Source organism: Streptomyces sp. NPDC059371 (assembly GCF_042751995.1).
GTDB lineage: Bacteria > Actinomycetota > Actinomycetes > Streptomycetales > Streptomycetaceae > Streptomyces.
Window position 1 is genome coordinate 1 of record NZ_JBHYXD010000137.1, and the last position, 18,484, is coordinate 18,484.

Here is an 18,484-nt window from a genome sequence, read left to right on the forward strand (position 1 = left end):
GGTGTCCGTGCGCCCGCCCCCGGCGTGGTCGGGGGACCGGCTCGCGGACCGGGCCCCGGGCGGTGACGGCGGCCGGGCCGGGGACCGGTCGGGGGCCGCGTCCGCCGGGTGGTCCGCGGGCGCGTCCGCCCGCTGGTCCGCGGGCTGGTCCGGGTGTCCAGCCGCCCGGTTGTCGGCGGATTCGGCGGAAGATGCGTCGGCGGATTCGGAGGTAGACGCGTCGGCGGATTCGGCGGTAGATGCGTCGGCGGGTTCGGCGGTAGACGCGTCGGCGGGTTCGGCGGTAGGTCCGTCGGCGGGTTCGGCGGGGGGCCCGGCCGTGGGCCCGGCTGCGGCGATGACCGCGGAGCGGCCGACCGTCCAGACCGTGGCCCTCTCGGGGCGCCTGCCCGTGGGGCCGGGGCCGGCGTCGGGCTTGGCCGCGGCCCTGGCCGACTCGGCTTCCCACAGGGCGAGTTCGCGGTCACGAGGACCGTGCGCGGTGTGCGGGTCACCGGCGCCGAAGACCCGGACCGGGTGCGAGGCGTCCCAGGCGGCCCACCCCGGGTCGCCGTCGACCGCGAACCGCACCCACGCCCCGTGCATGGCCTCCGCCAGCTCCTGCGGAGCGCCCTCGCCCGCGAGCTTCGCCGACTCCGGGGCGCCGGCCGTGTCGAAGACGAAGCCCAGCTCCAGGGCGTGGCAGGCACCGAGGCCGGGCACGTTGGACGGCCAGGCGAACTCGTAGACGTGGGCCGGGGCCCTGCCTTCCGCGGGGACGTCCGCGTCGAGGGAGGCGGTGGGAGTGCCGCTCCGCGCGTCCGCGAGGCGGTGCAGCGGGACCCGCAGGAGATGGTCGGTGATCATCTGGCCGACGAGATCGGCGGTGCCCGCCTCCGGGCGCAGGGCGCGGTAGCCGCGGGGCACCTCGTGACCGCAGTGACAGCGGGCCATCGCACCGGCCAGGGCAACCGGGCCGAGCCGGTCGACCCGCTCCAGGAGCCCGCCCGGCACGAGCCACAGCCGGTACTCGTCCCGGGTCCAGCCGAGCAGCAGTCCGACATCCGCCGCGGCGCCCTCGACGAGGGCCTCCATCGGGTCGCGCGGCACGAGGTCGCCGTCCACGACGATGCCGAAGGCGGGACCGCCGAGCACCGGGCTGCTGAGCCTGCCCACGTCGGCCTGCGTGCGCAGGAGCAGGTCGCGGTCGACGGCGGCGAAGGCCTCCGCCGTCGCGGGGATCTTCAGCCGGGTCGCCATCCTGCGCACCATGCGGCGCACCTTGTCGCGGTCGCTCGCCTCGGGCGGCCCGCTCTGCAGGACCGCCCGGTGGAACAGGCCCCTGGCGCGCGGGCTCGCGAGCAGCGCGCCGATGCTGATGGCGCCGGCGGATTCGCCGAAGACGGTCACACGGCCGGGATCTCCGCCGAACCGGGCGACGGACTCCCGCACCCACTCCAGCGCGGCGAGCTGGTCGCGCAGCCCGGGGTTGGCGGGCGCGTCCGGGAAGAGGCCGTAACCCTCCACGCCCAGGCGGTAGTTGACGGACACGAGGACCACACCGTCGCGGGCGAAGGCGTGCCCGTCGTACACGGGCACGGCCGAGGAGCCGCGGGTCAGTGCTCCGCCGTGGATCCACACCATGACGGGGAGGCGGGCGGCGGGGTCCGGCGCCGGGGTCCACACGTTGAGATTGAGGCAGTCGTCGCCGGGCACGACGGGGTCGGCGAGGAGGCGGGCGAAGGCCTCGGAGTACGGCGGCTTCGGCGGCGTCGGTCCGAACGCGCCGGCGTCCCGGACGCCGTCCCAGGGCTCGGGCGGCTCGGGCGGGCGGAAGCGGCGGGCGCCGAAGGGCGGGGCGGCGTAGGGGATGCCCCGGAAGACCGCGATCCCGCTCTCGTACCGGCCGCGCACCGCTCCGTAAGGGGTGGAGACCACCGGGTCCCCCGTCTCCGCCACCGGATCCACCGTGTCCACCGCCATGCTGGACCAGCTCCTCACCGTCGCGCGCTGTAGAGAGTCGGAGCACCACCGCGCTGTAGAGATCAGAGCACCACATCGCGTCCCGGTATTCCTGCGGAGGCCCCTGTCCGGCCGACCTCGCGGTACGAAGCGGGCCGGTCGGCCGGGTCCGGGCGGGGCCTGCCGGGCCCCAGCCGGGTCAGGCCCCCTGGTCCGAAGCCGCCGCGGCGGGCTGTCGTGCCGCCCAGAGGATGCCGCCGAGCAGGTGCCCGAGGAAGTCCGGATCCTCGTACGCCTCCACGGCATGGCCGAGCGCGGTGTAGAACACCCGGCCCGCGCCCTGTTCCCGGCACCACACCAGCGGGTGATCGGCGCCCATTCCCCCGCCCTCGTAGGAGGCTTCGTCGGCGGAGGCCAGCACGCGCACACCATCCGCCTCGCGCGGGTTGGTCCTAAAGTCGTACCATTCGTCCGTGAACTCCCAGACCGGCGGCAGCAGCCGGGTCGCGGGATGCCCGCGGTCCTCGACGAGGACCCTGCCCGGCTGGAGGGCCGGGTGCCGGTCGAAGCGCGCGCCGAGCAGCTCGCCGTAGTGGGGCCAGTCGTACTCGGTGCAGGCGGCGGCGTGCACCCCGACGAAACCGGCACCGCCCTGGACGTGGGCCGCCAGTCGGTCGCGGCCCGGCGGCGTCAGCACCTCGCCGCTCGTCGACAGGAAGACGACGGCCGCGAACGGGTCGAGGGGGGCCTCGAAGACCGCGGGGTCCTCGGTGGCGTCGGCCTCGAAACCGTGCGCGCGGCCGAGTGCGCGCACCGCTTCGACGGCGGCCGGGATCGAGTCGTGCCGGTAACCGGTCGTACGGGTGTGGACGAGAACGCGGAAGACCATGCCGGGAGCCTAGGTCGTTTCCGCAAAGTCTCGCCTGCCCGGCGACGCCTGGCACGCTCCCCCGAGCTCTCGGCTCCGCTCGAGCAGGGGGACCCCCATGACGCCGCCGGGCCCGCCCTCCGGGCGGACGACGCGACTTTGCGGACACGACCTAGGCGCACGCTCGCGGGGCGCGGTGTCCGTTTCGTTCAAGACCGGCCGCCGGGGGCCCGCCTACGGTGGCCTCATGACTCCACGATTCGATGTGATCGGGCTGGCGGTCTCCGACATGGCCGCCTCCATCGCCTTCTACAGCCGGCTCGGGCTCGTCTTTCCCGACGGCGCGGCGAACGAGCCGCATGTCGAGGCCGGGCTGCCCGGCGGACTGCGCCTCGCGCTGGACACCGAGGACACCATCCGGTCGTTCCACGCCGGGTGGCGGCCCCCGAGCGGCGGCGGCAGGGCGTCGCTCGCCTTCCGCTGCGACAGCCCCGCCGAGGTCGACTCCGTGTACGAGGGGCTCGTCGGCGCGGGCCACCACGGCGAGCTCAAGCCGTGGGACGCCTTCTGGGGCATGCGGTACGCCGTCGTGCACGACCCGGACGGCAACGGCGTCGACCTGTTCGCCCCGCTGCCGGAAGGGCCGGCGCCCGCGCAGTAGTCGGGCCCGTCACCGGTGACCGACCAGCTCACCGAGTGTCACTCCCGTCAACTCCCGTACGTCTCGCGCCAGATGGGCCTGGTCGGCGAATCCGGCGCGCAGCGCGGTCTCCGTGAAGGGCACACCGTCGCGGGCGAGGGCGAGAGCCCGCTGCAGGCGCAGGACCCGGGCCAGGGTCTTGGGTCCGTACCCGAAGGCCGCGAGCGAGCGGCGGTGCAACTGCCGTGTTCCGAGGCCCAGTCGGTCGGCCGTCTCGGCGACCGGGCGCCCCGCGTCCAGGGCGGCCACCACTTCGCGGAGGAGCGGGTCGGGGGGCGCGGCCTCGGCCGCCCGGAGCAGCGCGACCTCTTCGAGCGCCACTACGGGGTCGGCGGCCGTGTCGATCCGCGCGGTGAGGCGGCGCACCTCGGCGGCGGGCCACATGTCGGTCAACTCCACTCGCTGGTCCCGGAGTTCGCTGGCGGGCACACCCAAGTAGGCGGGTGCCGTGCCGGGGTAGAAGCGGACGCCCGCCCAGCCGCCGGGTGCCGCCTCCGGGGTGTGGGGCCGCGTGTCGGGACCGGCGACGAGCAACCGCCCCTCGGCCCACCTTGTTTTCGGGCAGGGTGCCCGATCCTTCAGGGCCGGGGTGAATGCCCACTCCCGCGAAGCGGGGCAGGGGAAGCCGAATCGCCGCCAGGGCGATTCGCCGTCTCGGGAGAAACGGCGGTGAGGCGGACCTCGAGTAGGTGCGGCAGCTCGGAGTCGACGGTGGTCGCTTGGCGGTGGCCGGCTGGCTGGTCGCCGGGATTGTTCACTCGCACGGGTGGCATCGGTCGATGGTGTGGGCGGTGGGGGAACGTGTTGGCTAGGTTCACGGTCATGGCGCGGTTTCGGATGTACCCGACGGGTGAGCAGGCGGGCGTGATGCTCGGCCACTGCGCGCATGCCCGGTACGTCTGGAACCTGGCTGTCGAGCAGCACGCGCACTGGTACAGGGGGCGTAGGTCTGCGCCCGGTTTTGCCGAGCAGTGCCGTCAGCTCACCGAGGCCCGGCGTGAGAGCGAGTGGCTGCGTGCGGGGAACGCGGATGTGCAGCAACAGGCGCTGAAGGACTTCGCCAAAGCCAAGAGCGCCCGCTTCACCTGGTCGGTGAGCCGACCTGGCGCAGGAAGCACGTGCACGAGGGCTTTCGCGTCATCGGCACCGATCGCGTTCCGGAGTTCGATGCGGATGGCTCGCCGAGACTGAACGCGAAGACCGGAAAGCAGGTCATGGGCCGCTCGGTCGTGGTGCAGAAGCTCAACCGCAGCTGGGCGCGGGTCAAGGTGCCCGGCTGCGGCTGGGTCCGCTTCCGGCTCAGCCGCAAGGGCAAGGGCTCTGAGCCGCCGAAGGCGAAGACGTTCCGTGTCACCTTCCGCAACGGCCAGTGGCACATCGCGTTCGCCGTCGTCCCCGCTCCCATCGACGGGCCCGGTACGGGTGAGGTCATTGGCATCGATCGGGGCGTGAAAATCACCGCCGCCCTCTCCGACGGGCGGAAACTTAACTGCCCCCAGCTCACCGTCAAGGAGCGCGCGCAGGTCCGCAAACACCAGCGCCGGGCCGCACGCGCCCCCAAGGGCAGCGAGCGCAAAGCCGCCGAGTACGCGAAGGCCGCCCGTATCAAGGCCCGTGAGGCAGACCGGCGCATGGACTGGTGCGAGAAGACCAGCACCATGCTCGCCCGCAGCTACGACCTGGTGCGGTTCGAGAAACTGAACATCAAGAACATGACCGCTTCCGCGAAGGGGACGGCCGAACAGCCCGGCAGGAAGGTCGCCCAGAAGGCCGGCCTGAACCGGGCGATCCTCGCCCAGGGCTGGGGCCTGCTCCGGCAACGCACCGGGCACAAGGCCCCAGGCCGCGTCGAGGACGTCCCCGCCCCCTACACCAGTCTGCGCCGCAGCGCCTGCGGTTGGACCGACAAGAACTCGCGCAAGAGCCAAGCCGAGTTCGCCTGCTCCTCCTGCGGCTTCACCTGCAACGCCGACACCAACGCAGCAACCAACGTCGCGGCAGGACAGGGCGGGATCCCCCGCCCCCGGCGAACAACCGGTGCCGGAGGGGTGACAACGGCCACCAGCCGCTCGAACACCCGTGAACCCCAACCCACACGGGCTGGAATCCCCCTCTTTTAAGTGGGGGGGGGAGGATGTCAAAGCAGGTCCATGCATCCGCCGCCGCCGTCGGGAAGCACGGCGTCCCGGATGGTCCCGAACGTCGCGGGCCGTCCAGGAATCGTCCCGAGCCGGGCCGGACGCCAGCTCCCTCGGGCGCGGACGTCTCGGCCCCGGCGTCGGGCGCGGGGCCGGCCGGGACGCGGCTCCAGAGCACCGCGCCCGGCAGCCGGGACGCCCGTTCCGCGTACATGGCTGCCACGCTACGCCGGGCGGGCCCGGTGCTCCTGCGGGCTGACGCCGTAGACCCGCTTGAAGGCGCTGGAGAGCGCGAAGGCGCTGCCATAGCCGACGTGGCGGGCGATCGTCTCCAGGGTGTCGTCGCTCTCGCGGAGCCGGTCGGCGGCGGAGCCGAGGCGCCAGCCGGTCAGGTACGTCATCGGGGGTTCCCCGACGAGTTCGCCGAAGCGTCTGGCCAGCGCGGCGCGCGAGACGCCGGTCTCGGCGGCGAGCGCGGCGACCGTCCAGGGCCTGGCGGGGTCGTCCTGGAGGAGCCGGAGCGCGCGGCCCACGACCGGGTCCGCGAGGGCCTGGTACCAGGCGGGAGCGGCGGCCTCCGGGCGGGAGAACCAGGCCCGCAGGGCGGTGATCATCAGCAGGTCGAGGAGCCGGTCCAGGACGACCTCCTGGCCGGGCTCGTCGCGCACCATCTCCACGGCGAGGATCGGGGTCAGCGGGCATTCCCACACGTCGGAGGGGAGCGCGAGCAGCGGCGGCAGGGCGTCGAGCAGCCGGCGGTTGACCTCGCCCCGCATCATGTACGTCCCGATCAGGAGCACCGTGGAGCCCTCCAGCCGGTCGCCCCAGCTCCGGACGCCGAGGTCCCAGTGGCCCTTGAGCGAGCGTCCGTCCGGGTAGGAGCACTCGCCGCCCGGCAGGATCACGGCCTGGGGCGGGGTGGCGGGCTCGTCGGCGCAGCGGTACGGGTCGGGGCCGCGCGCGATGGCGAGGTCACCGGCCCGCAGCCGCAGTGCCTCGCCCTCGTCCGGTACGACCCAGGCGTCGCCGCGGACCACCAGCATGATCGACAGGGGGGCGCGGTCCTCGACGCGTACGCACCACGGCGGGTCGAAGCACGCGCGGATCATGAAGGCGCCCCGCGCGCGCGGACCCTCCAGCAGGCCGGCGAGCGGGTCCCCCCGCATGAGCATGTCCGAACGTGGCGGAGCGTCCATGCGGCCAGCGTAGACGGCGGCTCCGGCAGCCGCGGAAGGCCGTGGACGACCGCTTATGGGAACGAGCCGTTCGCCGATGGTTCCGCGCCGGGGGCGGCAGTTGACTGGAGCGCATGACAGAGAACACGCGGGACATGACAGTGCTGGTGACAGGGGCCACGGGGCGGACCGGGAGCCGGGTCGCGCGGGCCGCGCGGGCCGCGGGCCTGACGGTCCGGGCCGCCTCGCGCGGCACGGGCTTCGACTGGGAGGACGCCTCGACATGGGCCGGGGCGCTGCGCGGCGCCGACGCGGCCTATCTGGCGCACCCCACGGACGTCGGCTCGCCGGCCGCCGCGAAGGCGGTCGGCGCCCTCGCCCGGGAGGCGGTGGAGCTCGGCGCGCGGCGGCTGGTGCTCCTGTCGTCGAGGGGCGAGGACCGGGCCGGACCGACCGAGGAGGCGCTCAGGACGTCCGGCGCGGACTGGACGATCGTACGAGCGTCGTGGTTCTCGCAGAACTTCAGCGAGGGCCCGCTGGTCGAGGGGCTGCGTCAGGGGGAGCTGGTCTTCCCGGCGGGTGAGGTGCGGGAGCCGTTCATCGACGTCCGGGACATCGCGGACGTGGTGGTGGCCGCGTTGACCGGGGGCGAGAGGTACACCGGGCGGGAGCTCGCGATCACGGGGCCCCGGCTGCTGACGTTCCGGGAGGCGGTCGCGGAGATCGCGCGGGCCACGGGCGAGGAGCTGGCGTACACACCGGTGACGGCGCGGCGGTACGGCGACATGCTGGCCGGATTCGGGATGCCGGCGGAGGAGGCCGGATTCCTCGTCGACCTCTTCGAGAGCCTCCTCGACGGCCGTAACGCCCACCTCTCGGACGGCGTCCGGAACATCCTCGGCCGTGCGCCGCGGGACTTCACCGACTTCGCGCGGGAGGCCGCGGCGGCGGGGGCGTGGAAGGCCGCCTGACGGGACGGACCGCGCGGACTCACTCCCCTGACGAGTGCTCCTCGCCGTTCTTCGGGGCGTGGTGGGTGTGGTGGGTGTTCTTGGCGTGGGTGCGCAGGCGGGACGTCACGTCCTCCGGGGGAAGGAAGCGCGACCAGCGTTCCGGGAACTCGGAGGGCATGTCGGGGTCGTCGGGATCGGCGTCGTACGAGCGGTGCGCGGCGACGCGGGCGACGTACTCGGCGGCCTGGACCTCGCGCAGCCGTTCGTTGGCGGCACGGGCCGCGGCGGTGGCTGCGGCCGGCCAGACCCGGTCGATGGCCGCGTTGACGGCCGCGCCGACGAGGACGGCGAAGGCGGCGACGCCGATCCACAGCAGGACGGCCACCGGGGCGGCGAGCGAGCCGTAGATGGTGGGGCCCTCGATGGTGTTGGTCAGGTAGATGCGCAGCAGGAAGCTGCCGAGGACCCACATGGCGAGGGCGACCAGGGCGCCCGGCACGTCCTCGACCCAGGGCGAACGGACGGGGACGGACACGTGGTAGAGGGTCGTCAGGAAGGCGACCGACAGGACGATGACGACCGGCCAGTACAGGACCTGGACGACGGTCGTCGACCACGGCACGACGTTCACCACGGCGTCCGGGCCCGCCACCATCAGCGGGAGCGCCACGGAGCCGATCAGCAGGGCCACGATGAACAGCAGGAAGGACATCATCCGGGTCTTCACGATGCCCCGGGTGCCGTCGAGTCCGTACATCACGGTGATGGTGTCGACGAAGACGTTCACCGCGCGCGAGCCCGACCACAGGGCGAACAGAAATCCGAGGGAGATGATGTCGGGCCGGCCGCCCTTCATCACGTCGTGCAGGATCGGCTCGGCGATCTGGTGGACGCCCTTCTGGGTCAGCACCGTGCGGGAGGCGTCCAGGATGTTGGACTCCAGACTGGCGATGGTGTCGGCGCCGGTCCACGCGTCCACGTATCCGAGCAGCCCGATCATGCTGAGGAGCAGCGGGGGCACGGACAGCAGGGTGAAGAAGGCGGCCTCGGCCGCGAGTCCGAGGATCCGGTACTCCATGCACGAGTTGACGGTGTCCTTGAGCAGCAGCCAGGCGGTCCTGCGCTTGGAGACGTTCCGGTAGAGCGCGCGAGCGCGGTGGAAGCGGCCCGAGCGAGGCCGTTCGCTTGTTTCTTTTGCCTGGTGCACGTCCTTACGGTAGCGGTATGGCAGCCAGCACCCACACCGTGACCAACCAGGCTCCGCCCCTGGTCGGATATGACGTATTCACCGCCGACCGGGCCCTCGGCGAGGCGGTCGGCCGGCATCTCGATCCGGAGCTCCTCCAGGAGGCGCGCGAGGAGTTGTCGGCGCTCGGCCGGACGACGGGGTCCGCCCAGGTGCAGGAGTGGGGTGCGCTGGCGAACGAGAACCCGCCGAAGCTGCGCAGCCACGACCGCTACGGCAACCGGATCGACGAGGTCGACTTCCACCCGTCCTGGCACCGTCTCCTCGGCAAGGGTGTGTCGGCGGGGCTGACGTCGGCGTGGACCCGGCCCGGCGGACACGTCAGGCGTGCGGCGGGCTTCGTGGTCTGGACGCAGGCCGAGGCGGGCAACGGCTGCCCGCTGTCCATGACCCACGCGGCGGTGCCGGCGCTGCGCGCGGATCCGGCGCTCGCCGCGGAGTGGGTGCCGCGGCTGACGTCCGCGGTGTACGACCAGGAACTGCGTCCCGCGTCCCGGAAGGCCGGCGTGCTCTTCGGTATGGGCATGACGGAGAAGCAGGGCGGCAGCGACGTCCGCGCCAACACAACGGAGGCGCGGCCGCTCGCCGAGGACGGGACGTACGCGCTGACCGGGCACAAGTGGTTCTGCTCGGCGCCGATGTCGGACGGCTTCCTCGTCCTGGCGCAGGCTCCGGGCGGGCTGACCTGTTTCCTGGTGCCGCGTGTCCTGGAGGACGGCACCCGCAACGTCTTCCGTATCCAGCGGCTCAAGGACAAGCTCGGCAACCGGTCCAACGCGTCGAGCGAGGTCGAGTTCGACGGGACGTGGGCGCGCCGGGTGGGCGACGAGGGGCGCGGGGTGCGCACCATCATCGGGATGGTCGCGGCGACCCGGCTGGACTGTGTGCTCGGTTCGGCCGCGCTGATGCGGCAGGCGGTCGCTCAGGCGATCCATCACTGCACCTACCGCGAGGCGTTCGGCGGCCGGCTCGTCGACAAGCCGCTGATGCGCAACGTCCTCGCCGACATGGCGCTGGAGTCGGAGGCGGCGACGACGCTGGCGATGCGGCTCGCGGCGGCGTACGACGACGGGAGCGAGCAGGAGCGGGCGTTCCTGCGGCTCGCGGTGCCCGCCGCCAAGTACTGGGTGACCAAGCGGTGTACGCCGGTCGCGGTGGAGGCGCTGGAGTGCCTGGGCGGCAACGGCTACGTCGAGGAGTCGGGCATGCCACGACTGTTGCGGGAGTCTCCTCTCAACTCCATCTGGGAGGGCGCGGGCAATGTGCAGGCGCTGGACGTCCTGCGCGCTCTGCAGCGGGAGCCGGGTGCCCTGGACGCGTATCTGCGGGAGGTGGGCCGGGCCCGCGGCGCCGACCACCGGCTCGACGGGGCGATCAAGAACCTGCTGACCGAACTCGCCGACCTGGACGGCATCGAGGCCCGTGCCCGCCGGCTGGTCGAGCGGATCGCGCTGGTGCTCCAGGGTTCGCTGCTCGTCCGGTACGCGCCCCCGGAGGTCGCCGACGTGTTCTGCGCCTCGCGCCTGGGCGGCGACTGGGGCACGGGGTTCGGGACGCTGCCGCACAGTCTGGATCTGGCCACGGTGGTGGAGCGGGCCCGGCCGGTGGCCTGAGGGAGGCGCTGACGCGGGGGTGGTGCTGCGCCGACACGGCACCACCCCCGCCGCTCGCCCCGTTCAGGAGCTCGGACACCGCACGGGCGGCATCGCTGTCAGTTTCGAGGAACCTTGTGACCGTTGGCGAGAGTTGCAGACCGTTGCATTCCTTTGTGCACCTTGTGCGAAGGCCCCGCAGACCCGGCCGAGAGCAGGCACGATGTGGGATGACGGCGGTGTCGCGGCCCGTACGAGGTCCTGGTTTCGGGAGTGCTCTGTGAAGACCACATCGTTCAACCCAGCCCGTTTCGCACCGTCCGACGCGTCCGAAACGGCGGGGCACCTCCAGCAGACCTGGGCGGCGTCGGTCAAGGGCGAGCGGGGCGAGTTCGCCCCGCGTCCGGTGATCGGCCGGTCCTGGCAAAGAGCGAAACGTTTCGGCATCAATCCCGAACAGGGAACGGACAGCATCCTGCTGCATCCGGAAGAACTCGAACACCGGCGGACATCCACCGCGCTCGCCGATGTGATGCCGACCCTGCACGGCGGCCTCGGGACGGTCGCCGACGCCTCCCAGCAGATCATGGTGGTCACCGACCCCGAGGGCCGGGTGCTGTGGCGCGAGGGGAACACGAGCGTGCTGCGCCGGGCCGACACCATCTGCCTGGAGGAAGGCGCCGCCTGGAGCGAGGACACCACCGGCACCAACGCCATCGGAACCGCCCTGTCGGCGGACGCCCCCGTCCAGGTGCACTCGGCCGAGCACTTCGTGCGCACCCTGCACGACTGGACGTGCGCCGCCGCGCCCGTCCACGACCCGCGCGACGGACGGCTCCTCGGGATCATCGACGTGAGCGGCCCGGACGGCACCTTCCACCCCGCCACCCTCGCACTGGTCGACACCGTGTCCAGACTGGCCGAAAGCGAACTGCGCACCGCGCATCTGACCGCCATCGAGCGGCTGCGCGCGGTGGCCGCGCCCCTGCTGTGCCGGCTCGACGGTCCCGCGCTCGTGGTGGACACCCACGGCTGGCTCGCCGCCGTCACCGGCATGCCGCCCGTGGACCGGGTCCCGCTGCCCGACTCCTTCGGCGCGGGCCACGTCTGGCTGCCCTCCCTCGGAACGTGCGTCGCCGAGCCGATGCCCGGCGGCTGGCTGCTGCGCGTCACCGGCGCCGGCGACATCGGAAGCGCCGGGCGGGTGGTCCTCGACCTCGCCGAACCCCGCCGCCCGCACATCACCGTCGCGGGCACGGCGGGCAGTTGGGCCCAGGACCTGAGCCCGCGCCACGCGGAACTCCTCTACGTGCTCGCCGTGCACCGGCAGGGACGCAGCGCCGCCCAGCTCGCGGTCGACCTCTTCGGCGATCCCACCCGCACGGTCACGGTCCGCGCCGAACTGTCCCGCGTACGCCGCCGGCTCATCGGGCTCCTCGACCACCGCCCGTACCGCTTCCGCGAGGAGGTGGAGGTCGAGGTCCTGCTGCCGGACGACCCCCGGGACCTGCTGCCGCACTCGACCGCGCCCGCGGTGCTCGGAGCGCGCGCGACGGCCGAACCGGCGCCGTCATGAGGACGAGGAGGGGTGAAGCGAGCGTATTTCGGGGGCGTCTTCCGCGGTCTTTGTCCTGGCCGGGGGGTCACTGCCGTAGCATCCACTCCACAGGCCACCCCACGCGTCTCTCCGTCAACGCCCTCGGCGGGGGAGGCAGTTGGCCTATCCGGGAGGACGCATGAAGCAGCGCGGCAGGCACCGTCGTCGAAGAAGGGGACAGGCGCTGCGCGCCACCCTTGCCGGAACCGCGCTCGCGCTCACCGCGGCCGCCACCCTGATCAGCACCTCGCAGGCCACCGGCGCCGGCAATCCGGGCGGCCTCACCACACTGCGCACCGGCTCCGCCACACAGCTCCGCCTCCACGAGAACCTCACCTCCCGGGAATCCCTCGACACGCTCAGCGGCACCATGGGCGGCAACGTGGGCGTCGACGGGGTCCTGCGCGACGCCGACCACTCGATGCGCAACACCGCAGACTGCACGGCCGACGAGCGGGCCGCGCTCCCCGTGGAGCCGACGGCCACCCGCGCGTACTGCTGGGACGACGCCGACGCGCGGACCCCGGGGTGGCGGCCGCGTTCCGTGACCACGTCCGGTGACGCCGACGACGACGGCGCGTGGGGCACCCACCAGGTGATCCTGGCCGGCTGGACCCATCGCGACGGCCGTGCGGCCGCACCGGACCGGAACGAGGGACTCGCCCGGATCGCCGTCGTCGACGCGACGGACCCGGACGCCCTCCGCTACCGCTGGGTCCTGCTCGTCGCCCCGCGGGCCGGCGGCAAGGACTTCACCGCGGTCCGCACCGGCCTGGGCGGCATGGTCTGGTATCAGGACAAACTGATCGTCACCGCGGACCACGGCGACGGCCTGCTCGTCTTCGACCTGCACCGACTGCTGCGCGCCGACGTGGACAGCGGCGCCGTGGGCCGGACGGGCCACGGCTACTCGGCCGCCGGTTACCGCTACGTCCTCCCCGCGATCGGCTCGTACGACCTGGAGGGCGGCTCGTGTACGCGCGGCCGCGACCACGCGGTCCCCTGTATCGGCTCGCTCTCCCTGGACCGTACGACGGCTCCCGACAGCCTGGTCGCGACGGAGGCCGCGGCCGACCGTCCGGAGCGCACCCGGGTCTGGCGGTACGCGTTCAGCACCGCCGCCTACCGCACCGGACTGCTCGCCGACGCCCAGGGGCACGTGAACGCGGCCGAGGCCTGGACGACCAAGGGCTCCGGGATCTCCGGCGCCCTCGCGCACCGGTCCCGGTGGTACATCGGACGGCCGTCCGACAGCAGCACCGGACACGCGTCCCTGTGGCGCCAGAGCGGAGACGGCGCCGACGCGGCCACGTGCACCGCGGACCAGTCGCACGCCTGCTGGGGCCTCGGCACCGGGTCGTTCTCCTACTGGCAGCGGACCGGCGAGCTGTGGAGCCTGTCCGACGCGGCGGACCGCAGGGTGCTGTACGCGGTGCCGCTGTCGTCGGTGGACGGCTCGCTCGACTAGCGGGGCCGCCCGGGAGGGGCCACTCAAGAGGGGTCGCTCGGACGCGGGCCGGTCCCGGCCGCCTCGGCGCGCCCTCGCTCCGCGAGCCGGTTCGCGGACGCCTTTGGAGGGGCGGCCGCCTCCGTGATTCCCTGGCCGTCATGAGCGACATCAGCGTGACCACCTGGTCCCTGGAGCAGACGGCCCCGGCCGACCTGCTCCCCTCGAGCGCGCCGGACGGGGATCTGCGGATCGTCCGCGCCGCGGTCCCCTCGCCCGAGTTCAGCCGCTTCCTGTACGCCTCGGTGGGCGGGGACATCCTCTGGACGGACCGGCTCGCGTGGACGTACGCGCGGTGGCAGGAGATCCTCGACAGGCCGGGCACGGAGACCTGGGTCGCCTACGACCGGGGCACCCCGGCGGGCTACGTCGAGCTGGAGGCCCAGGACGACGGGGCCGTGGAGATCGTCTACTTCGGACTCGTCCCCGCGTTCCGCGGCCGCCGGATCGGGGGCCACCTCCTCTCGTACGGGGCCGCGCGCGCCTGGGACCTGGCCGACCGCTGGCCCGGACTGGCCGGGACGAAGCGCGTCTGGCTGCACACGTGCAGCAAGGACGGCGAGCACGCGATGGACAACTACCTGCGCCGCGGCTTCCGGCTCTTCGACACCAAGGTCGAACAGGAGGCCCAGGCCGTCACACCGGGTCCGTGGCCCGGCGCCTACCCCGTCTGACCCGCTTTGTGCCGTGGTGACCACGGCTCCGGCCCCTCCTCGGCCCCTCCTCACGCCGCCGACGGAGGGCCGATCATGTGATCGACAACACCCTTGTCTCGGCATTCGGGACAAGGGTGTCCACATTTTGGACGATGGTGGACTGCCCCGAGATCCCCGTGACACGCTTCCGTCATGTCTGGAACTGGAATTGCCTTGGTGAGTCGGCGGCACGTCGACCTCGGCCGCATGTCCAGCGCCATCTGTCCGGCGAGCTGATCAGCCCAGCAGCGCCGACCCCCCTCTTTTTGCGACCCTTGCGCAGTGCTGCGCCCATTCTTCCGTATGCACCCGTATGCGCAGGTCAGAGCCGCAGATCAGACCTGCCCCGCAGTCTCGAAGGACGAAACAGCCATGGCCGCCACCCCGCAGGATCCAGCCGTCGCGCCCCGCCGCAAGGTGAGCCGTCACCGCGGTGAGGGCCAGTGGGCCGTAGGTCACTTCACCCCGCTCAACGGCAACGAGCAGTTCAAGAAGGACGACGACGGTCTCAACGTGCGGACACGCATTGAGACGATCTACTCGAAGCGGGGATTCGACTCGATCGACCCCAACGACCTGCGCGGCCGGATGCGCTGGTGGGGTCTCTACACCCAGCGCAAGCCCGGGATCGACGGCGGCAAGACCGCGATCCTGGAGCCGGAGGAGCTGGACGACGAGTTCTTCATGCTGCGCGTGCGGATCGACGGTGGCCGGCTGACCACCGAACAGCTCCGTGTCATCGGCGAGATCTCGCAGGAGTTCGCGCGCGGCACGGCCGATCTCACGGACCGCCAGAACGTCCAGTACCACTGGATCCGCATCGAGGACGTTCCGGAGATCTGGAACCGCCTGGAGGCCGTCGGTCTGTCCACGACCGAGGCCTGCGGTGACACGCCCCGCGTCATCCTCGGCTCGCCCGTCGCCGGTATCGCCGAGGACGAGATCATCGACGGCACGCCGGCCGTCGATGAGATCCAGCGCCGGATCATCGGCAACAAGGACTTCTCCAACCTGCCCCGCAAGTTCAAGTCCGCGATCTCCGGCTCGCCGCTGCTCGACGTGGCGCACGAGATCAACGACATCGCCTTCGTCGGCGTGAACCACCCGGATCACGGCCCCGGCTTCGACCTGTGGGTCGGCGGCGGCCTCTCCACCAACCCGAAGATCGGCCAGCGCCTCGACGCCTGGGTCCCGCTCGACGAGGTCGCGGACGTCTACGAAGGCGTCATCTCGATCTTCCGGGACTACGGCTACCGGCGGCTGCGCAACCGTGCCCGCCTGAAGTTCCTGGTCGCCGACTGGGGCGTGGAGAAGTTCCGCCAGGTCCTGGAGGACGAGTACCTGAAGCGCAAGCTGGTCGACGGCCCCGCCCCCGACCAGCCGGTCGCCCGCTGGCGCGACCACGTCGGAGTGCACCGGCAGCAGGACGGCCTCTACTACGTCGGCTTCGCCCCGCGCGTCGGCCGCATCGACGGCGCCACCCTGACGAAGATCGCCGGGCTCGCCGAGGCACACGGCTCCGGCCGGCTGCGCACCACCGTCGAGCAGAAGATGATCGTGCTCGACGTGGACGAGACGCGCATCGACTCGCTCGTCGAGGGCCTGGAGGCGCTCGACCTGACCGTCAAGCCCTCACCGTTCCGGCGCGGCACGATGGCCTGCACCGGCATCGAGTTCTGCAAGCTCGCGATCGTCGAGACCAAGGCGCGCGGAGCTTCCCTGATCGACGAACTCGAGCGCCGCATCCCCGAGTTCGAAGAACCCATCACCATCAACATCAACGGCTGCCCCAACGCCTGCGCCCGCATCCAGGTCGCGGACATCGGTCTCAAGGGCCAGTTGGTCCTGGACGAGAACGGTGAGCAGGTCGAGGGATACCAGGTGCACCTGGGCGGCGCGCTCGGCCTCGAGGCCGGGTTCGGCCGCAAGGTCCGCGGCCTGAAGGTCACCTCGGACGAGCTGCCCGACTACATCGAGCGTGTCCTCAAGCGTTTCCAGGCGGAGCGCGAGGACGACGAGCGCTTCGCCACCTGGGCCGCGCGCGCCTCCGAGGAGGCCCTGTCGTGAGCGAACGCGCGGCACCTTTCTACTGCCCCTACTGCGGAGACGAGGACCTGCGACCCAGCGAACAGGGCCACGGCGCGTGGGAGTGCGCGGCGTGCAACCGAGCCTTCCAGCTCAAGTTCCTGGGACTGCTGTCCCGGGGCGTCCAGCGGGAAGAGCGTGGAGGGGCGGAGATATGACGGTCACTCAGCAAGAGCGCACGGACGACGACTTGAAGATCCTGGCCGAGCAGGCCGGACGCGACCTGGAGGACGCGTCCGCCCTGGAGATCCTGCGCTGGGCCACGGACACGTTCGGCGGGGCGTTCTGCGTGACCTCCTCGATGGAGGACGCGGTGGTCGCTCATCTGGCGTCGCGTGCCCGGCCGGGTGTGGACGTGGTGTTCCTCGACACGGGCTATCACTTCCCGGAGACGATCGGCACGCGGGACGCGGTCGAGGCCGTGATGGACGTGCGTGTCATCACGCTGACCCCGCGTCGCAGCGTCGCCGAGCAGGACGCCGAGTACGGGCCGCGGCTGCACGACCGCGACCCGGACCTGTGCTGCAAGCTCCGCAAGGTCCAGCCGCTGGAGGAGGGCCTGACCGGCTACCGGGCCTGGGCGACCGGGCTGCGCCGTGACGAGTCCCCGACCCGGGCGAACACCCCGGTGGTGGGCTGGGACGAGAAGCGCCGCAAGGTGAAGGTCTCGCCGATCGCCCGCTGGACGCAGGACGACGTGGACGCGTACATCGCCGAACACGGCGTACTGACCAACCCGTTGCTGATGGACGGCTACCCCTCCGTCGGCTGCGCCCCCTGCACCCGCCGGGTGCTGGAGGGCGAGGACGCGCGCGCCGGCCGCTGGGCGGGCCGCGCGAAGACCGAGTGCGGACTGCACGGATGACGACGACCACGACGAACACCGCGCCCGGCGCGGATCCCACGATTTCTCAGGAGCGGGAAGTGACGAGCGGAGCCACCGTCTGGCTCACGGGTCTGCCGAGTGCCGGCAAGACCACCATCGCCTACGAGCTGGCCGGCCGGCTGCGCGAGGAAGGCCACCGCGTCGAGGTGCTCGACGGCGACGAGATCCGTGAGTTCATCTCGGCGGGCCTCGGCTTCGGCCGCGAGGACCGGCACACCAACGTGCAGCGCATCGGCTTCCTCGCCGAACTGCTCGCCCGCAACGGCGTCAAGGCGCTCGTCCCGGTCATCGCGCCCTACGCCGACAGCCGCGAGGCGGTGCGTGGGCGTCACGAGGAGAACGGGACGACGTACCTGGAGGTGCACGTGGCGACTCCGGTCGAGGTGTGCTCCGTACGCGATGTGAAGGGCCTCTACGCCAAGCAGGCCGCGGGGGAACTGACGGGGCTCACCGGGGTCGACGACCCCTACGAGGCGCCCGAGTCGCCCGATCTGCGCATCGAGTCGCACACCCAGACCGTGCGGGAGTCCGCCGCCGCGCTGCACGCGCTGCTCACCGAGAAGGGTCTCGCATGACGACCGTCGCCAGCGTCTCCGAGGAGACCGAGAGCAGCCCGTACACGCTGTCGCACTTGGACGCGCTGGAGTCGGAGGCCGTCCACATCTTCCGTGAGGTGGCGGGTGAGTTCGAGCGGCCGGTGATCCTCTTCTCCGGTGGCAAGGACTCCATCGTCATGCTGCATCTGGCGCTGAAGGCGTTCGCCCCGGCGGCGGTCCCCTTCACGCTGCTGCACGTGGACACCGGGCACAACTTCCCCGAGGTCCTGGAATACCGCGACCGGACCGTGGCCCGGCACGGTCTGCGGCTGCACGTGGCCTCGGTGCAGGACTACATCGACCGCGGTGTGCTGCGCGAGCGCCCGGACGGCACCCGCAACCCGCTGCAGACCCTGCCGCTGACGGAGAGGATCCAGTCGGAGCGATTCGACGCCGTGTTCGGTGGCGGACGCCGTGACGAGGAGAAGGCCCGCGCCAAGGAGCGGGTGTTCTCGCTGCGCGACGAGTTCTCGCAGTGGGACCCGCGCCGCCAGCGCCCGGAGCT

At 72.3% G+C, this 18,484-nt stretch carries 17 protein-coding genes and 2 pseudogenes; 14 read left to right on the top strand and 5 right to left on the bottom strand.

Annotation, left to right across the window (positions count from 1 at the left end; translation table 11 throughout):
• Positions 1-384: 384 nt before the first annotated feature.
• Positions 385-1,962 (bottom strand): annotated as a pseudogene (locus ACFXGX_RS40070) (carboxylesterase/lipase family protein); the annotation flags it as partial.
• 178 nt (positions 1,963-2,140) lie between these two features.
• Positions 2,141-2,830, bottom strand: coding sequence for a ThuA domain-containing protein (locus ACFXGX_RS40075; RefSeq protein ID WP_384802355.1), 690 nt, complete (start codon positions 2,828-2,830; stop codon positions 2,141-2,143).
• A gap of 226 nt (positions 2,831-3,056) precedes the next feature.
• Between ACFXGX_RS40075 and ACFXGX_RS40080 the strand changes: the two genes are divergently transcribed.
• The gene (locus tag ACFXGX_RS40080) at positions 3,057-3,470 is read left to right on the top strand and encodes a VOC family protein (protein WP_384802358.1); all 414 of its coding nucleotides are present in this window, start codon (positions 3,057-3,059) and stop codon (positions 3,468-3,470) included.
• Between the two features lie 9 nt (positions 3,471-3,479).
• Here the strand turns inward: ACFXGX_RS40080 and ACFXGX_RS40085 are convergent.
• Positions 3,480-4,058, bottom strand: a pseudogene (locus ACFXGX_RS40085) (helix-turn-helix domain-containing protein); the annotation flags it as partial.
• A gap of 273 nt (positions 4,059-4,331) precedes the next feature.
• On the opposite strand from ACFXGX_RS40085, the gene ACFXGX_RS40090 reads away from it, so the two are divergent.
• Both ACFXGX_RS40090 and ACFXGX_RS40095 read left to right on the top strand, forming a co-directional pair.
• Positions 4,332-4,700 (top strand): helix-turn-helix domain-containing protein, encoded by a 369-nt coding sequence (locus ACFXGX_RS40090; protein ID WP_384802361.1) that lies wholly within the window; start codon positions 4,332-4,334, stop codon positions 4,698-4,700.
• Between the two features lie 23 nt (positions 4,701-4,723).
• Positions 4,724-5,629 carry an RNA-guided endonuclease InsQ/TnpB family protein gene (locus ACFXGX_RS40095; RefSeq protein WP_384802364.1) on the top strand — a complete coding sequence of 302 codons (906 nt, stop codon included), beginning with the start codon at positions 4,724-4,726 and terminating at the stop codon, positions 5,627-5,629.
• 242 nt (positions 5,630-5,871) lie between these two features.
• Here ACFXGX_RS40095 and ACFXGX_RS40100 read toward each other — a convergent pair whose 3' ends face one another.
• A complete protein-coding gene (locus ACFXGX_RS40100; RefSeq protein ID WP_384802367.1) occupies positions 5,872-6,843 on the bottom strand; it encodes a cupin domain-containing protein in 972 nt (323 codons plus the stop codon).
• Between the two features lie 113 nt (positions 6,844-6,956).
• On the opposite strand from ACFXGX_RS40100, the gene ACFXGX_RS40105 reads away from it, so the two are divergent.
• On the top strand, positions 6,957-7,793 hold the full coding sequence (locus ACFXGX_RS40105) for an NmrA family NAD(P)-binding protein (RefSeq protein WP_384802371.1): 837 nt from the start codon (positions 6,957-6,959) through the stop codon (positions 7,791-7,793).
• Positions 7,794-7,812: 19 nt separating this feature from the next.
• Here the strand turns inward: ACFXGX_RS40105 and ACFXGX_RS40110 are convergent, their stop codons facing one another.
• Positions 7,813-8,982: a YihY/virulence factor BrkB family protein gene (locus tag ACFXGX_RS40110; RefSeq protein ID WP_355760121.1), complete on the bottom strand. Its 1,170-nt coding sequence runs from the start codon at positions 8,980-8,982 to the stop codon at positions 7,813-7,815.
• A 17-nt stretch (positions 8,983-8,999) separates the two neighbouring features.
• Between ACFXGX_RS40110 and ACFXGX_RS40115 the strand changes: the two genes are divergently transcribed.
• The 10 genes from ACFXGX_RS40115 to cysD form a co-directional block, all read left to right on the top strand.
• A complete protein-coding gene (locus ACFXGX_RS40115) occupies positions 9,000-10,634 on the top strand; it encodes an acyl-CoA dehydrogenase family protein (protein WP_384802374.1) in 1,635 nt (544 codons plus the stop codon).
• 259 nt (positions 10,635-10,893) lie between these two features.
• On the top strand, positions 10,894-12,189 hold the full coding sequence (locus ACFXGX_RS40120) for a GAF domain-containing protein (protein WP_384802377.1): 1,296 nt from the start codon (positions 10,894-10,896) through the stop codon (positions 12,187-12,189).
• 160 nt (positions 12,190-12,349) lie between these two features.
• On the top strand, positions 12,350-13,678 hold the full coding sequence (locus tag ACFXGX_RS40125; protein WP_384802380.1) for a hypothetical protein: 1,329 nt from the start codon (positions 12,350-12,352) through the stop codon (positions 13,676-13,678).
• Between the two features lie 140 nt (positions 13,679-13,818).
• Complete coding sequence (locus ACFXGX_RS40130; protein WP_384802383.1) at positions 13,819-14,391, top strand: GNAT family N-acetyltransferase; 573 nt, start codon at positions 13,819-13,821, stop codon at positions 14,389-14,391.
• Positions 14,392-14,565: 174 nt separating this feature from the next.
• On the top strand, positions 14,566-14,649 hold the full coding sequence (locus tag ACFXGX_RS40135) for a putative leader peptide (protein WP_309486338.1): 84 nt from the start codon (positions 14,566-14,568) through the stop codon (positions 14,647-14,649).
• A gap of 135 nt (positions 14,650-14,784) precedes the next feature.
• On the top strand, positions 14,785-16,479 hold the full coding sequence (locus tag ACFXGX_RS40140; protein WP_384802386.1) for a nitrite/sulfite reductase: 1,695 nt from the start codon (positions 14,785-14,787) through the stop codon (positions 16,477-16,479).
• Positions 16,476-16,655, top strand: coding sequence for a hypothetical protein (locus ACFXGX_RS40145; protein WP_384802389.1), 180 nt, complete (start codon positions 16,476-16,478; stop codon positions 16,653-16,655). The genes ACFXGX_RS40140 and ACFXGX_RS40145 overlap by 4 nt, the downstream gene beginning before the upstream one ends.
• Positions 16,652-17,362 carry a phosphoadenylyl-sulfate reductase gene (locus ACFXGX_RS40150; protein WP_384802392.1) on the top strand — a complete coding sequence of 237 codons (711 nt, stop codon included), beginning with the start codon at positions 16,652-16,654 and terminating at the stop codon, positions 17,360-17,362. Before ACFXGX_RS40145 ends, ACFXGX_RS40150 begins: the two co-directional genes overlap by 4 nt.
• Positions 17,359-17,958, top strand: coding sequence for an adenylyl-sulfate kinase (gene cysC, locus ACFXGX_RS40155; protein WP_384802395.1), 600 nt, complete (start codon positions 17,359-17,361; stop codon positions 17,956-17,958). Before ACFXGX_RS40150 ends, cysC begins: the two co-directional genes overlap by 4 nt.
• A partial coding sequence (gene cysD, locus ACFXGX_RS40160; RefSeq protein ID WP_384802398.1) for a sulfate adenylyltransferase subunit CysD occupies positions 17,955-18,484 on the top strand: 530 nt, incomplete at its 3' end. The genes cysC and cysD, both read left to right, overlap by 4 nt.